The sequence below is a fragment of the Actinoplanes sichuanensis genome (genome assembly GCF_033097365.1).
Taxonomy (GTDB): Bacteria; Actinomycetota; Actinomycetes; order Mycobacteriales; family Micromonosporaceae; genus Actinoplanes; species Actinoplanes sichuanensis.
In genome coordinates, this window is the sequence record NZ_AP028461.1 from 2,908,079 (window position 1) to 2,929,104 (window position 21,026).

The 21,026-nt window shown below is 72.1% G+C and carries 15 protein-coding genes and 1 pseudogene; 10 read left to right on the top strand and 6 right to left on the bottom strand.

Annotation, left to right across the window (positions count from 1 at the left end; genetic code table 11):
- Nucleotides 1-904: 904 nt before the first annotated feature.
- The 4 genes and pseudogenes from Q0Z83_RS55770 to Q0Z83_RS12945 form a co-directional block, all read right to left on the bottom strand.
- A pseudogene (locus tag Q0Z83_RS55770) lies at nucleotides 905-1,060 on the bottom strand (DapH/DapD/GlmU-related protein); the annotation flags it as partial.
- 395 nt (nucleotides 1,061-1,455) lie between these two features.
- A complete protein-coding gene (locus Q0Z83_RS12935; RefSeq protein ID WP_317794127.1) occupies nucleotides 1,456-2,244 on the bottom strand; it encodes a hypothetical protein in 789 nt (262 codons plus the stop codon).
- Nucleotides 2,241-5,171 carry a family 43 glycosylhydrolase gene (locus Q0Z83_RS12940; RefSeq protein ID WP_317794128.1) on the bottom strand — a complete coding sequence of 977 codons (2,931 nt, stop codon included), beginning with the start codon at nucleotides 5,169-5,171 and terminating at the stop codon, nucleotides 2,241-2,243. Before Q0Z83_RS12940 ends, Q0Z83_RS12935 begins: the two co-directional genes overlap by 4 nt.
- 16 nt (nucleotides 5,172-5,187) lie before the next feature.
- On the bottom strand, nucleotides 5,188-6,039 hold the full coding sequence (locus Q0Z83_RS12945; protein WP_317794130.1) for an SMP-30/gluconolactonase/LRE family protein: 852 nt from the start codon (nucleotides 6,037-6,039) through the stop codon (nucleotides 5,188-5,190).
- A gap of 219 nt (nucleotides 6,040-6,258) precedes the next feature.
- Between Q0Z83_RS12945 and Q0Z83_RS12950 the strand changes: the two genes are divergently transcribed.
- The 6 genes from Q0Z83_RS12950 (at nucleotide 6,259) to Q0Z83_RS12975 (ending at nucleotide 12,977) form a co-directional block, all read left to right on the top strand.
- Nucleotides 6,259-7,344: a Gfo/Idh/MocA family protein gene (locus Q0Z83_RS12950; RefSeq protein WP_317794131.1), complete on the top strand. Its 1,086-nt coding sequence runs from the start codon at nucleotides 6,259-6,261 to the stop codon at nucleotides 7,342-7,344.
- Nucleotides 7,341-8,276 carry a DUF6807 domain-containing protein gene (locus tag Q0Z83_RS12955; RefSeq protein ID WP_317794132.1) on the top strand — a complete coding sequence of 312 codons (936 nt, stop codon included), beginning with the start codon at nucleotides 7,341-7,343 and terminating at the stop codon, nucleotides 8,274-8,276. Before Q0Z83_RS12950 ends, Q0Z83_RS12955 begins: the two co-directional genes overlap by 4 nt.
- Nucleotides 8,273-8,959 (top strand): cupin domain-containing protein, encoded by a 687-nt coding sequence (locus Q0Z83_RS12960; protein ID WP_317794133.1) that lies wholly within the window; start codon nucleotides 8,273-8,275, stop codon nucleotides 8,957-8,959. Before Q0Z83_RS12955 ends, Q0Z83_RS12960 begins: the two co-directional genes overlap by 4 nt.
- Nucleotides 8,960-9,047: 88 nt before the next feature.
- A complete protein-coding gene (locus tag Q0Z83_RS12965) occupies nucleotides 9,048-11,408 on the top strand; it encodes a beta-galactosidase (protein WP_317794134.1) in 2,361 nt (786 codons plus the stop codon).
- On the top strand, nucleotides 11,405-12,049 hold the full coding sequence (locus Q0Z83_RS12970; RefSeq protein ID WP_317794135.1) for a bifunctional 4-hydroxy-2-oxoglutarate aldolase/2-dehydro-3-deoxy-phosphogluconate aldolase: 645 nt from the start codon (nucleotides 11,405-11,407) through the stop codon (nucleotides 12,047-12,049). Before Q0Z83_RS12965 ends, Q0Z83_RS12970 begins: the two co-directional genes overlap by 4 nt.
- Entirely contained in the window at nucleotides 12,042-12,977 is a 936-nt protein-coding gene (locus Q0Z83_RS12975; RefSeq protein WP_317794136.1) for a sugar kinase, read from the top strand. The genes Q0Z83_RS12970 and Q0Z83_RS12975 overlap by 8 nt, the downstream gene beginning before the upstream one ends.
- Here the strand turns inward: Q0Z83_RS12975 and Q0Z83_RS12980 are convergent.
- Complete coding sequence (locus Q0Z83_RS12980) at nucleotides 12,974-13,675, bottom strand: FadR/GntR family transcriptional regulator (RefSeq protein WP_317794137.1); 702 nt, start codon at nucleotides 13,673-13,675, stop codon at nucleotides 12,974-12,976. The two genes, Q0Z83_RS12975 and Q0Z83_RS12980, sit on opposite strands and share 4 nt — an antisense overlap.
- Before the next feature lie 166 nt (nucleotides 13,676-13,841).
- On the opposite strand from Q0Z83_RS12980, the gene Q0Z83_RS12985 reads away from it, so the two are divergent.
- The 4 genes from Q0Z83_RS12985 to Q0Z83_RS13000 are packed head-to-tail and all read left to right on the top strand — an operon-like array spanning nucleotide 13,842 to nucleotide 19,118.
- Nucleotides 13,842-15,116, top strand: a complete 1,275-nt coding sequence (locus tag Q0Z83_RS12985) for a cellulase-like family protein (protein WP_317794138.1) — start codon at nucleotides 13,842-13,844, stop codon at nucleotides 15,114-15,116.
- The gene (locus tag Q0Z83_RS12990; protein ID WP_317794139.1) at nucleotides 15,113-15,865 is read left to right on the top strand and encodes an SDR family oxidoreductase; all 753 of its coding nucleotides are present in this window, start codon (nucleotides 15,113-15,115) and stop codon (nucleotides 15,863-15,865) included. The genes Q0Z83_RS12985 and Q0Z83_RS12990 overlap by 4 nt, the downstream gene beginning before the upstream one ends.
- 26 nt (nucleotides 15,866-15,891) lie before the next feature.
- Nucleotides 15,892-17,022 carry a galactonate dehydratase gene (dgoD, locus tag Q0Z83_RS12995; RefSeq protein ID WP_317794140.1) on the top strand — a complete coding sequence of 377 codons (1,131 nt, stop codon included), beginning with the start codon at nucleotides 15,892-15,894 and terminating at the stop codon, nucleotides 17,020-17,022.
- Nucleotides 17,023-17,027: 5 nt separating this feature from the next.
- Nucleotides 17,028-19,118, top strand: coding sequence for a beta-galactosidase (locus Q0Z83_RS13000; protein ID WP_317794141.1), 2,091 nt, complete (start codon nucleotides 17,028-17,030; stop codon nucleotides 19,116-19,118).
- A gap of 5 nt (nucleotides 19,119-19,123) precedes the next feature.
- Here the strand turns inward: Q0Z83_RS13000 and Q0Z83_RS13005 are convergent, their stop codons facing one another.
- Nucleotides 19,124-21,007, bottom strand: a complete 1,884-nt coding sequence (locus Q0Z83_RS13005) for a sigma-70 family RNA polymerase sigma factor (RefSeq protein ID WP_317794142.1) — start codon at nucleotides 21,005-21,007, stop codon at nucleotides 19,124-19,126.
- Nucleotides 21,008-21,026: the final 19 nt, after the last annotated feature.

Genomic DNA, 21,026 nt, shown 5'->3' on the forward strand with positions numbered 1-21,026 from the left:
GAACGGTCGCGGCGAGCCCGCGCGCGGTCGGATGCGGTGCCTGGAACCCGAATCCGGAGCCGTCGGTCCAGTGGCTGACGGCGTCGTGCAGCAGCCGTTCGGCCACGGCGGTCACCTCGGCGGCGCGGTGGCCGGTGTGCCGGGTCAGCCACAGCGGATGGGCGACGTCCAGGATGTTGCAGGCGTTCTGCCGGTCGGGGGCGAAGAACCGGGCGTCGCGGACGTGTTCCAGCACGGTGTCGACGACCCGTTCCGGGTAGGGCAGGGGCCGGCCGAACTGGGCGTACGTGCCGCGGGAGGCGCGGTAGAAGCCGTTGACGATCTCCAGCAGCCCGCTGTCCGGCGCGGGAGCCCCCCACATGCCGGTACGGGGATCGGCGTTCAGGTACAGCCAGCCGAACAGCGCCTCGACCACACCGTCCGCCGGTGGCTCGCCCTTGCGCAGGTTCCAGTGCAGGGCGGTGCCGAGCCCGTCGACGATGTGGCCGCCGTGCCAGGCGCTGCCGTCCCACGGCAGTTCCCGCAGCCCGGCGACGATCTGCTGCGGGGTGGCCGCGGCGAGGTACCGGACCGGCTCGGGGAACTCGCTGCCGAGCAGATCGAGGGCGTATCCGGCGCACAGGACGTGGTAGGAGTCCGCGCCGTCGAACAGGTCCAGGTCCTGCGGGGCACGCAGCCGCCGGATCTGCTCCTCGGCCGGCAGTTGGTCCGGCGCCCGGCCCAGGAGCAGGTCGGCGATCTCGACGGCGTCGCACTGGGCCCGGACAGTGGCGGGAGCCCCGGGCCGGTCGGTGAACATCCGGGACCCCGGATCCCAGCTGCGCTCCAGGATCGCGGCGGCCTGCTCGCGGGCGCGGTCGGCGAAAACAGCCAGGTCGCTGGTGGACGGGACCGGCTGCGGCACCCGCCAGCGCAGGACCCGCGCGGGGTTGCCGCCGACGACCGCCCCGGCCGGGACGTCCTTGGTGACGATCGCGCCGGCCGCGATCACGGCCCGGTCGCCGACGGTCACCCCGTCGAGGATCACCACGTGCGAGCCGATCCACACGTCGTCGCCGACGGCGATGCCCTTGGACCAGACCGGCTGCCGGAACACCTCGACGTCCGGGTCGCTGAACGTGTGGTTGAACCCCAGGATCGAGGTGTGCGCACCGATCCGGACCGCGTCGCCGAGCCGGATCTCCCCGCGGACCACGGCGTACGCGTTGATCGTGCAGTCCCGTCCGGCCCGCAGCGACCCGCTCAGGTAGGCGCCCGCCGCGACGTAGGTGCGGTCGCCGAAGGTCAGGCTGTCGTTCTGCACCTCGGCCAGCACGGAGACGAAGCACTGCTCGCCGAACCGGTACCCGTGCTGCTCGGCGAGCTCTTGTTGCAGGCCGAGCTGGTCGCTCTGGGCGGTGGGCTCGGCATCACGCCAGAAGTTCCATGGAGAGTAGTCGAAGGGCGACGATGGGCTCATGCTTGTCCTCGCGATGCTGAGATGATCAGTTGCCACGACAGTTCGCCGCCTGCCGGGACGACGGCGGCCGGCACGTCCTCGGCGACGCCGAAGGCTCCGCCGAGCATGGGTTCGACCCCGATGCTGCGGTACGGCGCGGTGGCGGGCCAGCCGCGCAGGTTGCGCCATAATGCGACGGACCGGGGCTGGCCGTCGCATTCCAGCTCCCAGGTGAGCCGGTCGGGGCCGTCGGTCACGGTGACCCGTGGACAATCCTGCAGCACCGCCCCGATCGCGGTGCCGTCGTCCGGGCCGAGGCGGTCCAGTGGCACCCCGAGCGGCGCGGGCCACGGCCCCTCCACGGGCGGGGCGGGGTCGGGATAGACGCGGGTGCGGGTGCCGGAGGGAGCCTCCAGCCGGGCGAGCGGTGACAGGTCGAGCAGGGCGTGCGCGGCCCACACGAACCGGTATCCGGGCGCGGCGGACAACCGGTAGCCGGCCACCACGGCGCCGTCGCGGCCGGTGATCCGCCGGGTCAGGGTGAAGTCCGGGGTCTCGGCGGCGAACTCGCCCGGTGACACGGCGTACCACGGGCGCGACCAGATGTCGCCGTGGTCGGGGTTCCCGCGGACGGTGGGCAGGCACTCCTCGAGGCCGCCCGCGTCCACGAACCCCGCGCCCGGAGCCACGGCGGCGCGGGCGACGTCGCGGCGCTGCCACAGCCATTCGCGGTGGCCGCTGGACAGGCTGGTCCAGCGGCCGCCCAGCGCCGCGTCGAAACGGGCGCTGAGCGGCACGGTGGTCATCCGATTCTCCGCCACGGGCCGTGCGCGGCGCCGGGTTCCTGCCCGCGGGTCACCCGGGTGGCACGCCATCGTGCGCCGTCGTGGCTCACCTCGGCGCCCTTGCGGTAGGTGGTTCTGCTGTTCCATGGATCGAGCACGGTGACCTGGAACCTCGCCGTGACCGCGGGGGCACCGGCCGGCGACAGCTGCGGTGACACCGTGACCGTCACGGTGAGGCAGCCGGGGCTGCCGGAGGAGAAACCGGTGAGGGTGTACCGGTCGGCGGCCAGTTCCGTGGTGGAGCCGTCGGCCAGGGTGGCGGTCACGTGCACGGTGGACGGGTCGAGGGCGGCACCGGTCTCGTACCAGTCCTTCGTGGTGCCGGCCTTGATCGCCCGGACCGCCGGGGCCAGGGCGTTCGCCGCCCCGGTCAGGCCGGTGGTGGCGGCATCGATGTCCTGCTGGGTCGCGATGGGGGACAGCAACGTCCGCTGAGCCGTCGCCAGCGCGGCGGCGAAGGCGAGCCAGGACTCCGAGGTGTGGTCGGCTTCCTTCTTGTCCTCGGCGGTGTCGACCAGGCCCTGGAGCCTGCTCTTGTCGACGGGCTGCGGGGTCAGGGACAGCAGGTCGATCTTCACCGACTGGTTGCCGCCGGGGCTGCGGGCCTCGACCCGGACGGTGGCGGTGCCGCCGGTGAGGGCGAGGTCGCCGAGCTCGACGGTCTCCCAGCCGGAGGTGGCCCGGTTGATGTCGAGTTGATGTGCCCGGCCGGCGGCGTCGCTGATGACCACCCGGGCGTACGACAGGCCGCCGGTGGTGTTGATCTTCGCGGTGAAACGGTAGAGCCCGTCGGGCACCGGGTTCTCCTGGCGCACCGAGCCGGAGAAGGCGTCGGTGCGACCGAGCTGGAGCGCCCAGCGGGTCGAGTCGGCACCGGGTGTCACGTTCTTGACGAAGGTGTTCGCCGAATAATCGGTGTCCACCGTGGTGGTCCAGCCGGTCAGCTCGGTGCGGAGGATCCGGTCGGCGGCGAAGTCGGGGTTGAGGACGTAGTTGTTGGCGGCACCCACCCGCCACTCGCCGGTGACCGCGTTGAGCTCCCAGTGGCTCAGGGAGTTGAAGGAGAGGCCGTCGGCGGTCTCCGACAGCGGCACCCACTGGTTGTAGCCGAGACCGTTCCAGGCGAAGTCGGCCCAGCGGTCTCCCGCGTACAGGACGGTGTCCTGCTCGGTGCCTTTGATCGTGACGAAGAAGCCGGTCTGGGTGACGTGGCTGTAGTCCTTCTCGGTGCCGGGCAGGGTGTACTCGGCGCTGTACGGCCCCTGGATGTCGCTGGTCTGCGACTCGATGACGTGGTTGACCGAGGTGTTCCAGCCGTGCAGGTCGGAGGCGGCCATGTAGTAGGTGTCATGCAGCCGGAACATGGCGTTGCCCTCCCGTCCGGCGGCGTTGAAGCCGATCTGGACGGCCGGCTCGATGCTCAGCGAGTCGGTGGCCGAGATCTTGCTGACGAACGCGCGGGCCCGGCCGGCGGCGTTGGAGAACACCAGGTAGTCCGAGCCGTCGTCGTCGGTGAAGACGGTCTGGTCGCCGGTCGAGGTGGTGGGCGAGTTGACGATCTGCCTCTGGACGTTGGCGTACCGGAAGTCGTCGGCCGGTGAGTCACCCTGCAGGAACAGCACGCCGGCGTTGTCGGTGCCGCTCGGGTCGAGGCGCTGGTACATCTGCACGAGCAGCACGTACTTGCCGGTGTTCTCGTTGTAGGAGACGCCGAGCCGCCCGACCCAGCCGGCCTCGGCGAGTGTGCGCAGCCGGGCCCAGTACGGGCCGACGGTGGCCGGGATGTCCAGGGCGGTGCCGACCGTCGCGACCTCGTTCTCGAACTTCCAGTTCACCAGGTCCTTGGAGGAGTAGACCGGGATCGACTGGAAGGTCGACGGGTAGGTGCGGGTCGGGCTGGCGTGGTACTCGTCGGCGTTGGCGTAGCGCACGCCGTACCAGTAGTAGGTGTCGCCGAACCGGAAGATGCCGCCGCCCTGGGAGTAGATCGGGTTGCCGTCGGTATCGCGCCAGAACGTGTTGTTGGTGATCGGCTGGAAGCTGCCGGCGGAGACCGTCTTCAGGGCGCCGGCCGTGCTCTGCAGCGCGTTCTTGGCCCGTACCACGTCGTCCGTTCCGGCGTCGGCGCGGCCGAGCACGCGCTGGGCGTCCTTCAGGGCTTTGGCGAAGGGCTTCCACGACTGGTGCGTGAAGTCGGTGGGGACCCGTTTCTCGTAGTCGGCGACGATCGCCCGTAGCCCGCGCAGGAGTACGAGCGCGTCGGTGGCCTGCTGGAGCGCGGCCCGGGCCGCCTCCCGCTCCTCCGGCGTGCCGCCGCTGCGGCCCAGTTCGCCGGCCGTGGCGCGGGCGGTGGCGAAGGGCTCCCAGGAGGGTGCGGTGTAATCGGCGGCGGTGAAGCCGGACACCGAACGGTGCAGCGTCTCCAGCGCGTCCGGGACGTGCGGCTGGCCGGAGGTGACCTCGACCCAGCCGTGATCGACCCATCCTTCGGCGACGATCCGCAGGGTGTGCCGGCCGTCGGTGAGGCCGCTGAAGGTGGCCAGCGCACGCACGGTGTTGTCGGTGGCGGTTCCGTAGTTGACGGTGCCCTTCTCCTGGTCGTCGATGTAGACGCGGCCGAGTCCGTGGCCGGTGCGGGTGCTGCCGTGGACCACGGCGGTGTGCCCGTCGAAGACGACCTCGAGGAACGCGCCGGTGGTGGCCCAGTGGATGCGGGAGTTGCTGTCCCAGGCGCCGTCGTAGTAGGTCTGGTGCAGGGTGCCGCGTTCGGTGGTCACCGCGGTGTGCTCGACGGACACGACCGTCTCGTCGGCTGCGGCGGGGCTGGCGGGTGCGAGAAGGGTCAGCGCGGCCGCCAGCAGGGCGGCCGCGAATGCTCTTGTGGCCATGGATCCTCCGCGTGGTTCAGGCGTGGTAGATCAGGGCGGGTAGCCCGGTGACGCCGACCCGGGCGCGGAACACCGCACCGGCCGCCGGTTCCGGGTCGTCGAGTGCGTGGCGCGAGGTGGTGATGTAGAGCTCGTCGAGGTCCGGGCCGCCGAAGGTGCAGGCGGTGACCTGCCGAACCGGCAGGTCGACGACGCCGTCCAGCCGGCCGTCCGGGGTGTAGCGGTGCACGGCGGCGCCGTCCCACAGGGCCACCCAGAGGTGACCGTCGGCGTCGACGGTGAGCCCGTCGGGGGCGCCACGCTCGGGTGGGATCTCCACCAGCGGCCGCCGGCCGGTCAGACCGGCCGACGGGTCGGAGTCGAAGACGTCGATGCGCCCGGTGGGGGTGTCGACGTAGTAGGCGAGAGTGCCGTCCGGGCTCCAGGCGAGGCCGTTGGAGATGGTGACGGCGTCGAGGACGACGGTGATCGCGCCGTCCGGCGTCAGACGGTACAGCCGGCCCGCGCCCGGTGCGGCCTGATAGGACATCGAGCCGGCGTAGAAGGCGCCGTGCGGATCGCAGCCGCCCTCGTTCATCCGGGTTCCCGGCCGCCAGCCCGGGACGGCGACGCGCCGTTCGGCCCGGCCGTGCTGGTCCAGCAGCACGAAGGAGCTCTCACCGGCGACGATCGTTCCGCCGTCGCGTCGTGGCCGTAGCACGGCGGCCACCCGGTCGACGTGGTGGCGCCGCACCGCCGTCGATCCCACCCCACGGCTGAGGACGTCGCCGGCGAGCATGTCGACCCACCGCAGGGTCTGCTGTTCCGGGTACCAGACCGGGCCCTCGCCGTGCTCGGCGACCGGATCGGTGAACTGTTCGGCGTGCATCCGCGGGCCGCTCCTCCGGTTCCGAGTGGCCGCTCAGCGAAACACCGCAGTCGGCGATAAGTAATATTAACGAAACCAAAGATAGTCTTGAATTCGCGCGATACAAGCCTGGTCGGCGAGCAATTAGTATGATAATTTCGCTTCCGCTCCGTGAGGCAGACGGCCGGCGTGCTGCTCCCGGCCACCACCTCCGCGCCCGAGTAGGCAAGGAACAGACACATGTATCGCGCTGCCATCGTGGGCACCGGCGGCATCGCCGCCGCCCACGCGCAAGCATTGACCGACCATGATCGTGCCCGGCTCACCGCGGTCGTCGACCTCGACGAGAACCGGGCCCGCACGTTCGCCGGGTCCTGGAACGTCCCGACGGTCGCCCCCGGCCTCACCACCCTGCTCGAGACCGGTGACGTCGACTTGGTGCACGTGTGTACGCCGCCGTCGACGCACGCCCCGCTCGCCCTGCAATGCCTGCGCGCCGGGGTGAACGTGATCGTGGAGAAGCCGCCCACCCTGTCGCTGGCCGAGCTCGACACCCTGGCGGAGGCTTCGCGAGCCTCCGGGGCGCACCTGGCCACCGTCTTCCAGCACCGGTTCGGTGCCGGGGCAGCCCGGCTGCGGGCGATGGCGGCCGCGGGCGACCTGGGCCGGCCGTTGCTGGCTACCTGCGAGACCCTCTGGTACCGCGACGCCGCCTACTTCGAGGTGCCGTGGCGGGGGAAGTGGGAGACCGAGGGCGGCGGCCCGACCATGGGTCACGGCATCCACCAGTTCGACTTGCTGCTGTCGGTGCTCGGCCCCTGGGAGCGGGTCACCGCGGTCGCGGCCCGCCGGGACCGGCACGTCGACACCGAGGACGTGTCGATGGCGCTGGTCACCTTCGCGGACGGGACGATCGCCTCGGTGGTCAACTCGGTGATCTCACCGCGGCAGGTGTCCGCGCTGCGCTTCGACTACAGCCACGCCACCGTCGAGCTGTCCCACCTGTACGGCTACACCGACGCCGACTGGACCGTCACCCCGGCGCCCGGGCACGCGGCCGTCGCCGAGCGCTGGGCGCAGTCACCGTCGGCGGTTCAGAGCGGTCACGACGGACAGTTCGCCGCCGTGTTCGACGCCCTCGACAGCGGCACCGCGCCACCCGTCACTATCGAGGAGACCAGACGCACCATGGAATTCGTCGCCGCCCTCTACGCCTCGGCGTTCACCGGCACCCCGGTGAACGCCGGCGACATCGGTCCGGACAGCCCCTTCGCCACCCGCATGGACGGCGCCGGCGCGCCGTGGCGGGCGGTGCGGATCGGATGAGCCGGTTGCTGGTCGATCACGCGGTGGGCCGTTCGGTCACGGTCTCCGCCGGTGACAAGCCCCTTTTCACGTACGTGTATGCGCCCGGCACCGCACAGCTGGAGTCGCCGAAGCCGTACCTGCACCCGATCCGGACCCTCGCCGGTGACCTGGTGTCGCTGTACCGTCCGCACGACCACGTCTGGCACAAGGGGATCGCCTGGTCGCTGCCACATGTCGGCGAGCACAACTTCTGGGGCGGCCCCACCTACGTGCACGGCCAGTTCTACGTGCAGCTGGACAACAACGGCAGCGCCACCCACCGGGAACTGACCGAGCTGTCGGCCGGCGCCTCCCGCGCCACCTTCGCCCACCGGCTGGCCTGGACCTCGCAGCAGGGCGCACCGGTCATCGACGAGCACCGGGCGCTGACTGCGGCACAGGCCGACGACGTCAGCTGGACGCTGGTGTTCGAGACCCGGATGACCAACGTGTCCGGCGGGACGCTCGCCTTCGGGTCACCGACGACCAAGGGGCGGGAGAACGCGGGGTACGGCGGGCTGTTCTGGCGCGGGCCACGCGCGTTCACCGGCGGGACCGTGCAGTCACCGGACGGCACCGGCGCCGACGACCTGCGCGGCAAACGGGCCGAGTGGTTCGCGTTCCGCGGCCGGCACGACGAGGTCGGCCGGTCGTCGACGGTGCTGATCGTCGACGACGGGGCGAACCCGCAGCACCCGCCGCAGTGGTTCACTCGCAGCGCCGAGTTCGCGTGCCTCAACCCGGCGCCGTTCTTCAGTGAGGAACTGGACCTGCCCGAGGGGCAGAGCCTGTCCTTCCGCTACGCCGTGGTGATCACCGCCGGGGATCCGGGCGAACCGGGTACCCGTATCCTCGCGGATCTGGGCCGGGCGGCGCTCACCGCCCCGCGCGTGCCGGACCCGGCGCCGTGACCGGCCGCGTCTTCCCCGGCGGCACCTCGGTGAGCCGGCTGTCGGTCTACCCGGACGCGTGCACCGCGGACGGGCTGGCCGGCGGCACCCCGCACGTGCACCTGGCGTCCACCGAGGCCTACCTGGTGACCGGTGGGACGGGGGAGCTGCACACCCTGGACACCGCCGGTCACCGGGTGACGCCACTGGCGGCGGGTTCGCTGGTCTGGTTCACCCCAGGCACCATCCACCGGGCCGTCAACCACGGTGATCTGTGGGTCGTCGTGGTGATGTCGAACGCCGGCCTGCCCGAGGCGGGCGACGCGGTGATGACCTTCCCGCCGTCGGTGATCGCCGACGCGGACCGGTACCGTGAGGCGGTAGCACTGCCGGTGCCGCAACGCCGGGAGCTCGCGGTCACCAACTTCCTGCGGCTGGCGGCCGACCCGGCGGCCCTGGAGCAGTTCTACACCCAGGCCGTGGCCCTGGTCCGGCCGAACGTCGCCGCGTGGCGGGAGATCTGGCGGTCCACCGTCGAGGCGTCGGCCCGGCACACCGGAGCGGTTCTCGACGCGCTGGAGAAGGGTGACGGCGGGCATCTGCGGGAGTCGGCGCTGCTCAGCGCGCCGCAGAGCGCGACGGACCGGCTCGGCATGTGCGGCCGGCTGCGCACCTACGACGTCCGCGACGGCGTCACCTCCTGAGCCGTCGCCGGACAGCCGCGCCGTTCAATGCCCACCCCGTAAAAAAATGACAACTCCGCTTCCTCCATCGAGCGAAGGAGCCACCGGCATGCCGCATCTGGAAGTCCCGCCGGAGATCGAACCCCCACTGGCCGGCCACGTCGCGATGGGCGACCCCGAGCATCACCTCGACGCCATCACGGTGACCTCCCGTTACCTGACCAGGGCCGGCCGTCCCTGGCTACCGGTCATGGGCGAGTTCCACTTCAGCCGCTATCCGGCGGCCGAGTGGGCCGAGGAACTGCGCAAGATCCGGGCCGGCGGGATCACCGCGGTCGCCACGTACGTCTTCTGGAACCTGCACGAGGAGGAACGCGGCCACTACGACTGGTCCGGCGACCGTGACCTGCGGTCCTTCGTGCAGGCCTGCGCCGGGGCCGGCCTCGACGTGGTGGCCCGGGTCGGCCCGTGGGCGCACGGCGAGTCCCGCAACGGAGGCTTCCCCGACTGGCTGCTCGCCGAGCCGGTCCGCACCCGCACCGACGACCCCGGTTACCTGGCGATCGTGCGGCCCTTCCTCGATCAGATCGCCGAGCAGCTGCGCGGCCTGACCCGGGCCGAGGGCGGCCCGATCATCGCCGTCCAGGTCGAGAACGAGCTCTACGACCAGCCCGGGCACCTGCTCACCCTCAAGCGGATGGTCCGCGAGGCGGGCCTGGACGCGCCGCTGTGGACCGCCACCGGCTGGGGGCACGCCCAGCTACCCGCCGACGAGCTCCTGCCGGTCTTCGGCGGCTACTCCGAGGCGGCCTGGGACGACGCCCACGACGGGTGGCCGCAGCAGAGCCGCGCGCACTATTTCTTCGGGCCGGGCCGCGACGACGACTCCATCGGCGCCGACCTGCGCAAGGACGAGGACCACACCGGCGGCGGTACGACCGACGAGTCCCACCTCGCCCGCTACCCGTTCGCGACGTGCGAGCTGGGCGGCGGCATGTACACGTCCTACCACCGGCGGCCAATCGTGGCGGCCGACGACATCGCCGCCCTGGGTCTGGTGAAGATCGGCAGCGGCTCCTCGATGCAGGGCTACTACCTCTACCACGGCGCCTCGCAGAAGGTCGGTGCGCGGTCGACCCTGCAGGAGTCGCACGCCACCGGCTATCCCAACGACTGCCCGGTGATCAACTACGACTTCCAGGCGCCGCTCGGTGACGCCGGCCAGTTCCGGCCGTCGTGGTACGCGCTGCGCCGGCAGAACCTCTGGCTCGCCGACCACGGCGCCCGCCTCGCGCCGATGACCCTGCACCTGCCCGGCGACGCGCCCGGCGACACCGCGGACCGGGAGACCCTGCGCTGGGCGGTGCGCTCCGACGGCGACAGCGGCTATCTGTTCGTCAACAACCATCAGCCCGTCGAGAGCCTGCCGGAGCATCCCGGCGTGCAGTTCACCGTCCGGCTCGCCGGCCGGGAGATCACCGTGCCGCGCCGGCCGGTCACCATCGGTTCCGGTGCGTACTTCGCCTGGCCCCTGAATCAGCGTGTCGGTGCGGTGACGTTGGTGAGCGCCACGGCGCAGCCACTGTGCGACCTGACCGTCGGCGGGGTGCCCACCGCGGTCCTCGGCGCGACCGCCGGCCTCCCGGTCGAGCTGGTCCTCGACGCCGGAACGGCCGCCGCCGTGGAAGGCCCGGCCGCCGTCTCGTACGAGACCGAGCAGATCGTCGTCAGCGGCATCGAGCCCGGCCCGGGCGCCCTGCTGCGGATCACCGCGGCCGACGGCAGCCAGGCCGCGATCCTGCTGCTGGACGAGACGTCCGCGCTGCACGCCACCCGGGGCCGGCTGTGGGGAGCCGACCGGCTGGTGATCAGCGCCGCCCCGGTCGTCCTCGACGAGGGCACAGCCGTCGTCTACGGCCCGCCGGCGCCGGTGCTGGTCCACCCGGCGGTCAGCGGCCACCCCCGACAAGGCGTGTTCAGCGTGCACGAGCCGCCGGTCGCGGACGTCGAGCCGGTGCCGGCGGCGGTCACCCGGGTGCGCGCGGCCGGCCCGGCCCGGCGACCGGTGCTGGACGCCGCGACCGGGCGCGCCTCCGCACCCCAGGACGCCGACTTCGAGCAGGCGGCCGTGCTGCACGTGCCGGTCCCCGACGACGTCTTCGCCGACACCGGTGACGAGGTCCTGCTGCGGATCCACTGGACCGGAGACGTGGGCCGGGCCTACGTGGACGGCCGGCTGGTCGCCGACCAGTTCTGGTACGGGCCGGTGTGGGAGATCGGGCTGCGCCGCATCCGCAAGGAGGCCGTCACCCACGGCATCGAACTGCGGCTGCTGCCGCTGGCCGAAGACGCGCCCATCTTCGTCTCACCGCAGGTGCGCCCGGGCGCATATCCGGCTGGGGGCCTGCTCGACATCCGGCACATCGAGTTCGCCCGCCAGCCGCGCACTGTCCTGGCCGATCCGCGATGACCACCCTGGACGAGGCACTGGGCCGCTGCCCGGCGATCGCGATCATCCGGGCCCGCTCGTCGGACCGGGTCCCGGCGGTCGTCGAGACCCTTGCCGAAGCGGGGCTCACAGCGGTCGAGCTGACCCTGACCACCCCCGGTGCGCTGGACGCGATCACCGCGCTGGCCGGCTCACTGCCCGCCGGGATCGCCCTGGGCGCGGGAACGGTTCTGGACGCCGCCGGTGCGACGGACGCGTACCGGGCGGGAGCGTCGTTCCTGATCACCCCGGCGGTGCTCCCGGCCGTGCTCGACCAGGCCGGTGATCTGGGCGTACCGGTGGTGTGTGGTGCGCTGACACCCACCGAGATCATTGCCGCCCACACCGGGGGCGCCCACCTGGTGAAGGTCTTCCCGGCGGACGCCATGGGCGGTCCGGCCTATCTGCGGGCCGTCCGCGGCCCGCTGCCGGACATCCCGCTGGTGCCGACCGGCGGGGTTGCCGTCGACCGGGCGGCCGACTATCTGCGGGCCGGGGCCCGCGCGGTCGCCTTGGGCGGGCCACTGATCGGCGACGCCGCGGACGACGACGGGGACCTGACGGCCCTCGCCCGGCGTGCCCGGGAGCTCATCGACCGGCTGACGGAGCTCATCCATGCCTGACCTGGTGACGCTCGGCGAGGCGATGCTCGTGGTCCGCGGCGGTGTGCCGGGCCGGCCGGTCCCGGGATCGCCGGCGGTTCTCTCCTTCGCCGGGGCCGAGGCGACGGTCGCCATCGGCGTGTGCCGGCTCGGCCACTCCGCGACCTGGCTCGGTAGGCTGGGCACGGACACCGGCGGCGATCTCGTCGTGGACGGCCTGCGCGGGGCGGGTGTGGACGTCACCGCCGTGACCCGTGACCCGGACCGGGCCACCGGCCTGCTGCTGCGCCATCAGCGCACCGCCGACCGGGTGGTCGTCGACTACTACCGCGACGGCCTGGCCGGTAGCCGCCTCGGGCCGGAGCAACTGCCGGACGGGACGATCGAGTCGGCGCGGATCCTGCACGTCACCGGCATCACCCCGGCATTGGGCGACAGCGCCCGGGCCGCGGTGCACGAGGCGATCGGGCGGGCCCGGCGGGCCGGGGTGACGGTCAGCTTCGACGTCAACTACCGGTCCCGGCTCTGGGCGCCCGACCGGGCCGGCCCGGTGCTGCGGGAACTGGCCGGGCGGGCGGACCTGGTCTTCGCCGGTGCCGACGAGGCCGAGCTGATCACCGGAGCCCGCGACGATCTCGGGTCCGCCCTGCGCAAGCTGGGGCCGGGCGAGGCGGTGCTCAAACGGGGTGCCGCCGGCGCGGCCGTGGTGACCGCGGACGCTACCGTCGAGACGGCCGCGGTCCCGGTCACCCAGGTCGATCCGGTCGGCGCGGGTGACGCCTTCGTGGCGGGCTACCTGTCCGGGGTGCTGGACGGTCTCGCGCCCGCGCAGCGGCTGCACCGGGCAGCGGTCTGCGGCGCGTTCGCCGCATCGACGGCGGGTGACTGGGAAGGGCTCGCCACCCGCGCCGAGCTGCTGTCCTTCGACGGCCAGGACGTGCGCCGTTAGAGGGCCTTCTTGGCGATCTCCACGTCGGCGATCGATTTCTCGATCAGGGTGCGCATGGCGGTCTCGGCCGCTTTCGGGCGTTGTTTGCGCACGGCCAGGAGGACCTCGGCGTGTTTGTCGGCTGATTCGGTGGTGAGGGTGCCGTGCACGAACTGGTCGCGCAGGCGCAGGCCGACCTCGATGACCACGGACATCTGCAGCAGCAGCTCGTTGTGGGCGGCGCGCAGCAGGGCGTCGTGGAAGGCGAGGTCGGCGGCGACCTGTTCGTCGGCGTCCTTCTCGCCGGCGGCGCGCATGGCGGCCAGGGCGTCCTCGAGGTCAGCCAGGTCGCGGTCGGTGCGGCGGGTGGCGGCCAGCCGGGCGGCGGTCGGCTCGATGGTCAGCCGGACCTCGCCGAGCTCGTCGAGGAACACGGCGTCGACCCGGTCGGCGAAGCGCCAGCGCAGCACGTCGGGGTCCAGCAGCGCCCACTGCTCGCGCGGTGCGACGAACGTGCCGCGGCGCGGACGGGCCCCGACGAGTCCTTTGGCGGACAGCACCCTCAGCGCTTCGCGGACCGCGGTGCGGCTGACGCCGAACCGGGATTCCAGCGCCACCGGGTCGACGTCGGCGTCGGGCGGCAGCTCACCGGTGACGATCGAGGTGCCCAGGCTGGTCACGAGGCGGTCGTGCGCACTGGATCGAGGGTGGTCGCTCATGGCGGAATCATGTCATATCCCGGACGGTCAATTCACATCCGCTCCTCCTTTAAGCCTATCAAAGCAGCAACTAATATTACTTTTTGTTGACACTGGGGGAAGCCCGCGCGCATGCTGCTCGCATCCCCCGCCCCAGCGGCCGCCGCTGTCCCGCCGAGGAGAACCGATGCCCGTCCCCGACCATCTACCGTCGTCGCTCACCATCAGCCTGTGGGACTTCAGCTGGTACACCCGGACCGGCCCGGGCGAGCCGTTCGCCGATCTCGACACCGCCTTCGCCGAGGCCGTCGACCGCGGCTACAACACCGTGCGGATCTGCGCCATGCCGTACCTGCTGTTCGGCTCCGGACTGGACACCACCGCGCTCACCTTCACCGGCTTCGGCGCCGGCTTCGGGCAGGGGACCCGGTGGTACGACCTGAGCGCGAGCACCACGATCGACGGCCGTGAGCATCTGCTGAGCCTGTTCCGCGCCGCCCGCCGGCACGACTGCCACGTCATCCTCTCCAGCTGGGAGTACCAGCAGAGTGCCAGCTTCCTCAGCGACGACTCGTGGTACCGCGCCCTGTCCGCGGTGCCGCCGCGCCACCGCATCGACGCGCTCGCCGACGCCCTGGCCGGCTGCGTCGACCTGCTCACCGAGAACGGGCTCGACGACCGGATCGCGTTCGTCGAGCTGCACAACGAGGTGCAGTTCGGCCGCCTCACCGAGGCCCTCGCACCGGGGGAGTCTGCCGTCCTCGGCCTGGGGCCCCTGCTCGAAGCCGGTATCGGCCGCTTCAAGGGCCGCCACCCGGCCCAGTTGTGCACCGCGAACTACGCCTGGGTGCCGGTCGGCGAGATGCGCGGGCTGCCACGCAACGCCGACGTCGCGGTCTTCCACCCGTACGTGTACGGCGTCCTCGACGCGCTGATCGACACCTTCGCCCTGCGTGACGCCACCCGGCCGTTCCCGCAGGATCAGGTACACGAACACCTGCTGCTCGACGGCGCGCCCGCCCTGGAGGACTGGCTTCCCGACCCCGCGCAGCGCTGGCGCATCGATGCCACCCAGATCAGCGCCCGCGAGGTGTACGTGCACGACTGGTGCGACCCGGACCGCTGGGACCGCTGGCTCTACGACCGGTACGCCCACTACCGCTACGGCATGGCGCGGACCCTGTCGACGTGGATCGACGTGGCCGCCGACTGGGCCGCCGCCCACGACGTGCCCCTGGTCTTTGGCGAGGGCTGGGTCGGCTACACCCCGCTGCGGGCCGGCTTCGAGGAGGGCCCGGTCGGCACGCAGATCTGCCGGGACGCCACGGGCCTGGCCCGGCAGGCGGGCGCGTGGGGAACCGTGGTCTGCTCCAACGCGGCCCCGCACCACCCGATGTGGAGTGACGTGGCCCTGCAGGCCGAGATCAACGAAGCCTTCACCACCGGGGGTGTACCACAATGACCAGCCGATTCACCGGTCGCGTCGCGATCGTCACCGGAGCCGCCGCGGGTATCGGCGCGGCCACCGCCCGCCGGCTCGCCGCCGAGGGCGCCCGGGTCGTGCTCGCCGACGTCGCCGACGAGGAGGGCACCGCCCTCGCCGAGAAGATCGGCGACGCCGCGACGTACCTGCATGTCGACGTCGCCCGTGGTGCGGACTGGGAACGGCTGGCCGCCGAGGTGACCGGCCGGTACGGCCGCGTCGACGTGCTGCACGCCAACGGGCCCGGCCGCGTCGTGCCCACCGTGCCGATCCACGAACTGCGCCAGGACGAGTGGGACCGGCAGATCGGGGTCTCGCTGACCAGCGCCTACCACGCCGCCCGGCTGTTCTGCCCGCTGCTGGCCGAGCACCGCGGCGCTCTCGTGCTCACCTCGTCGGTGCACGCGAACACCGGCGTCGCGGGGTGCGCCGCCTACGCCGCGACGAAGGGCGCGCTGCTGTCACTGACCCGCCAGCTGGCCGTCGACTACGCCCCCGAAGTGCGGGTGAACGCCGTCATCCCCGGCCCGATCCTCACCGCGGCCTGGGACGGCATCGGCGAGGACGGGCGGGCGGCCTCGGTGGCCGCGACCCCGGCCGGCCGGCTCGGCGACCCGGACGAGGTCGCCGCTGCCGTCGCCTTCCTGGCCTCCGCCGAGGCCTCCTTCATCACCGGCACCGGTCTCGTCGTCGACGGCGGCTGGAGCATCTCCACCTCCTCCTCCTGATTGGCCCTCCCGTGAAGATCATTTCGTTGGAAACCTTCGTCGTCCCGCCCCGCTGGTTGTTCCTGCGCATCCAGACCGACGAGGGCATCACCGGCTGGGGCGAACCGGTCGTGGAGGGACGCGCCGACACCGTCCGGGCCGCCGTCGCGGAACTCGCCGACTACCTCGTCGGTGAGGACCCGCTGCGCATCGAGGACCACTGGCAGGTTCTCACCAAAGGCGGCTTCTACCGCGGCGGCCCAGTGCTGTCCAGCGCGGTCGCCGGCATCGACCAGGCACTGTGGGACATCGCCGGCAAGACCTACCAGCGGCCGGTGCACGCGCTGCTCGGTGGCCCGGTCCGCGACCGGGCCCGGATGTACGCCTGGATCGGCGGTGACCGCCCCGCCGAGGTCGCCGACCTGGCCCGGGCCCAGATCGAGGCCGGTTTCACCGCGGTCAAGATGAACGGCTCCGCCGAGCTCGGCCCGATCGAGACACCGGCGAACACCCATCAGGTGGTCGCCCGGGTCGCGGCCGTCCGCGAGGCGATCGGGCCGGACCACGACCTGGTCGTCGACCTGCACGGCCGGGCCTCCACCGCGATGGCCCGGCGCCTGCTGCCGCTGCTGGAGCCGTACCTGCCGCTGTTCGTCGAGGAACCCGTGCTACCCGAGCACACCGCCAACATCGAGTCGCTGGCGCAGGCCACGTCCATTCCGCTGGCCACCGGCGAGCGCCTGTACTCCCGGCACGACTTCCGGGACGTGCTCGGCAGCGGCCTGGCCGTCGCCCAGCCGGACGTCAGCCACGCCGGCGGCATCTCCGAGGTGCGCCGGATCGCGGCCATGGCCGAGACGTACGACGTCACCATGGCCCCGCACTGCCCCCTCGGCCCGATCGCTCTCGCCGCCAGCCTCCAGCTCGCGTTCGCCATTCCGAACTTCCTCATCCAGGAGCAGAGCGTCGGCATCCACTACCACCAGGGCGGCGAGCTGCTCGACTACCTGATCGATCCGGGTCCGTTCCGATTCGTGGGCGGGCATGCTGAACGTACCGACCGGCCGGGTCTGGGCATCGAGATCGACGAGGAGGCGGTGATCCGGATGGCGGCGATCGGCCACCGCTGGCGCAACCCCGTCTGGCGCCGTGCCGACGGATCCTTCACGGAATGGTGACCCCGATGTTCGACCGCGTGCTTTTCGGCGCCGCCTACTACCACGAGTACCACCGCGGCCCGCGGCTGGAGATCGACCTGGACCTGATGCGGGAGGCCCGGTTCAGCGTGATCCGGGTCGGCGAGTCGGTCTGGTCGACCTGGGAGCCCGATGACGGCGTGTTCGACCTGGACTGGCTGCAACCGGTCCTCGACGGCGCCCACCAGCGCGGTATCGGTGTCGTCCTCGGGACTCCGACGTACGCCGTCCCGCCGTGGCTGGCCCGGCTCCACCCGGAGATCAACGGGGAGGCCGCGACCGGTCGCCCGATGGGCTGGGGTGCCCGGCAGGAGATCCAGTACACCCACCCGGCGTTCCTTTTTCACGCCGAGCGCGTCATCCGCCGGATCGTGGACCGGTACGCGGCACACCCGGCCGTGATCGGTTTCCAGGTCGACAACGAGCCCGGCAACGTGATCCTGCACAACCACGCGGTCTTCCAGCGCTTCGTCGACCACCTGCGCAAGCACTACGGCACGGTCGAGCGGATCAACCAGGAATGGGGACTGACGTACTGGTCGCACCGGCTGTCGCGATGGGCCGACCTGTGGACCCCCGACAACAACGCCCAACCTCAGTACACCCTGGCGTGGCGGCGCTTCCAGGCCCAGCTGACCACCGACTTCATCGGCTGGCAGGCCCGCATCGTGCGGGAGTACGCCCGTCCGGACCAGTTCGTGACCACCTGCCTGGCCTACGAGCGCCCGACCGTCGAGGACGACGCGGTCACCGCCGGGCTGGACGTCACCGCGGGCAACCCGTACTACCGCATGCAGGACCACCTCACCCTGCCCGGCGCCGACCGTGTCGAGCAGAGCTGGACCTCGTCCGGGGTGTGGGCCGTCTACCAGTCCGCCGACCGGATGTACTCCTCGCGCCAGGAGCCGTTCCTGGTCACCGAGACCAACGCCCAGGCCATCAGCTTCCCGTGGCTCAACGAGCCCGCCTACGACGGCCAGTGGCGCCAGGCGGCCTGGGCGCTGATCTCCCGCGGTGCCTCGATGATCGAGTACTGGCACTGGCACACGCTGCCCTACGGCGCCGAGACCTACTGGGGTGGCATCCTGCCGCACAGCCTCGAACCCGGGCGTACCTACCGGGAGCTCGCGGCCCTGGGCGCCGAGATCGAACGGGCCGGCGCCGCGGTCGCGGGACTCACCCCGGACGCCGACGTGACGATGCTGTGGTCCAACGACACCCGATGGTCGCTGGAGCACACCCCGGCGCTGCACCAGGAGAACGGCGAGCCCGATCACCGCTCGTACCAGAAGATCTTCGAGTCGTTCCACCGTGGCGCCTTCGACACGGCGCTGCAGTCCCGGATCGTGCATCCGTCGCAGCTGTTCGGGACCGACCCGGCCGACGGTGCCGCCCGCCACCCGGTGCTGGTCGCCGCGGGGTTCCTCATCGCCACCGACGAGCAGCTGCGGTGGCTCGGCCGCTATGCCGCCGCGGGTGGGCATCTGGTCCTGGGCATCCGCACCGGGTACGAGGACCACGAGGCCCGTGCCCGGCTGGAACGCAAGCCGGCGTTCCTGACCGAGCCCGCCGGCATCTGGTACGACGAGTTCAGCACCATCGACGTGCCCATCCCGGTCCGTGCCACCACCGGCGGTCCGCTGACCGTCCCGGACGGGGCCCGGGCCACCGGCTGGATCGACGGCGTGACGGTGGACGGCGCCGATATCCTGGCCGAGTACGCCCATCCGCACTTCGGGCGCTGGCCGGCCGTCACCACGCGGGCGCACGGCGCGGGACGGGTCACCTACGTCGGTACGGTGCCCGACCCGTCGCTGGCCGGGGCGGTCCTCGCCTGGGCGGTGCCGGCCGCCGGTCACCGGCGCTGGCAGCCGCAGAGCGACACCCAGACGGTCACCGGCGCGACCGGCCGGGACGGCTCCCGGCTTCGGTTCGTGCACAACTGGTCGTTCCGGGAGAGCACCTTCACGCTGCCGGCCGCCGTCGTGGACCTGTCCTCGGGCCGGAGCCTCGACGAGGGCGCCGTCCTGGAGCTGGGGGCGTGGGACGTACGCGTTCTCCGGATCGAGGGGAGCTGACACCGTCAGCGCACGCATCGCACGTTGCCGGTCTCGTACGGCTTGTAGGTGGTGACACCGTCGTTGTAGCCCAGCATCCAGCGGTCGGCGGGGCGGGGCTCGGCAACGGTGGACGACCAGTACCGGGCGGTCTTCGGGGTGTCCGGGAACGCCGCCACGTCGATGGCGGGGGAGACCCGGGTCTCGTCGACGGTGGTGGCGAGCTCCTTGAGGGTGGGCAGGCGCCAGTCGTGGCCGCCGAGGGTCAGGCCGGCGCAGTAGCCGGCGGCATCCGCGGCCGGCATCTCACCGGCGCTGGCCCGCTGCCAGGTCAAGCCGGTCGCCGGGTCGGTGACCTGGCCGCCGGAGATCTTGTAGGCGGGGCGGCCCGACCCTTCGGCGGTCCGGGCGCAGCGTACGTGGTACTTGCCGGTCTGCTCGGCGGCGTTGCTGGCCAGGCCCTCGTAGAAGTTGATGATCCAGGCACGCAGCGGCGTCTTGGTGACCGCCCACGGCGACGAGGTCCAGAAGAAGCGGGGCGGGGTACCGGCGAAGGTGCCGGTGTCGACGGCCGGGTTGTCGGCGCGGTAGTCGACGATCGACGTCAGCTCGACGCGGCTGGGCAGGTGCCAGCCGCCGCCGTCCAGCTCGAGGCCGGCGCAGTACTGCTTCGCCGCGGTGAACGTGTAGGTGCCCGGGGCGTGGGTACGCTGCCACACCAGGCAGGTGGTGTTGTCGCGGACCGTACCGTCGCTGAGGTTGGTGTATCTGCCCTTGTCCGGCATCGGCCAGCTCGCCCAGATCTTCGCCAGCTGCTTGCCGCAGCCACCGGTGGCCGGTGCCGCGGCGGCCTTGCTGGTCTTCGCCGGGGCGGCGTCGGCTTTCGACGCCGAGGGCGAGGCCACCGGGCTGGGCGACGCCGCGATGCTGGGCGATGGTGCGAGGCTGGTCGCGGCGGCGACGACACGGTCGGTGGGTCGTGGCTGATCGGACCCGGACGCTGCGGCGTAGGCCAGAGCACCACCGATCGCCACCACAGCGGCCGTCGCCGCGGCCGCGAGCGGTTTGGCCCGCAACGCGGAGGTCAGGTTCGGCCGGGGAGCCGTGGCCGCCCCACCGGTCGCCGAGATCTTGCCCAGCACCGCGGTCGTCAGGGCCGCCGGCACCGGCACCAGGCCACAGCCGACCAGCAGCCGCTCGACCGCGACCTCCTCACGGGAGTTGCTCAGGCACAGGTCGCACTCGCGCACGTGCCGGTCGAGCCGTTTGCGCCACAGCGGGCTGGGCCGCCCGTCCCAGCCGGCGGCGGCGTCCACCAGCTCCGGGCAGCGGGGCCGGGCGTCCAGCGCGGCGACCAGCGACCGGCCGCGGTCGAGTTGGGCGCGCATCCGCTGGATGCGCACCGCCGCGTACGCCGCCGTCGTCTCCAGGGCGGCCGCGGTCTCGGCCCGTTCGAGGTGCCCGGCGGTCTCCTGCCACCAGAGCGCGAGGACGTTGCGGTCCTCGGCGTCGAGCCAGCGACTCGCCTCGGCGACCTGGCGGCGCTGATCGGACAGTTGCAGGCGAAGGATGGCCAGCTCCTCGAAGTCGGTGCCGGTGTCGGTGAGGACTTCCAGGGCGGCGGTGCTGTCGGCGGCAGCCTGCCGCTGGTGCGCGCCGACCTGCTGCATGGCGATGGTCAGGATCCAGGCCCGGATGCTGCCCGGCTGCCGCAACCCGGGCAGGGCGCGGATCACCTGGAGCATGGTCTCCTGGACGACGTCCTCGACGTCCTGATGCGAGCTCAGCGCGCGGCCGGCGACGTTGTAGACGAGCGGCAGGTAGGTGCGCGCGAGCTCTTCCTGAGCGCGCCGGTCACCACGCTGGGCCGCGGTGATCCGTTGCCGTTCGTTGTCGCGGTGCCTGCTCATGTCCCGGCCTCCCAGAGCA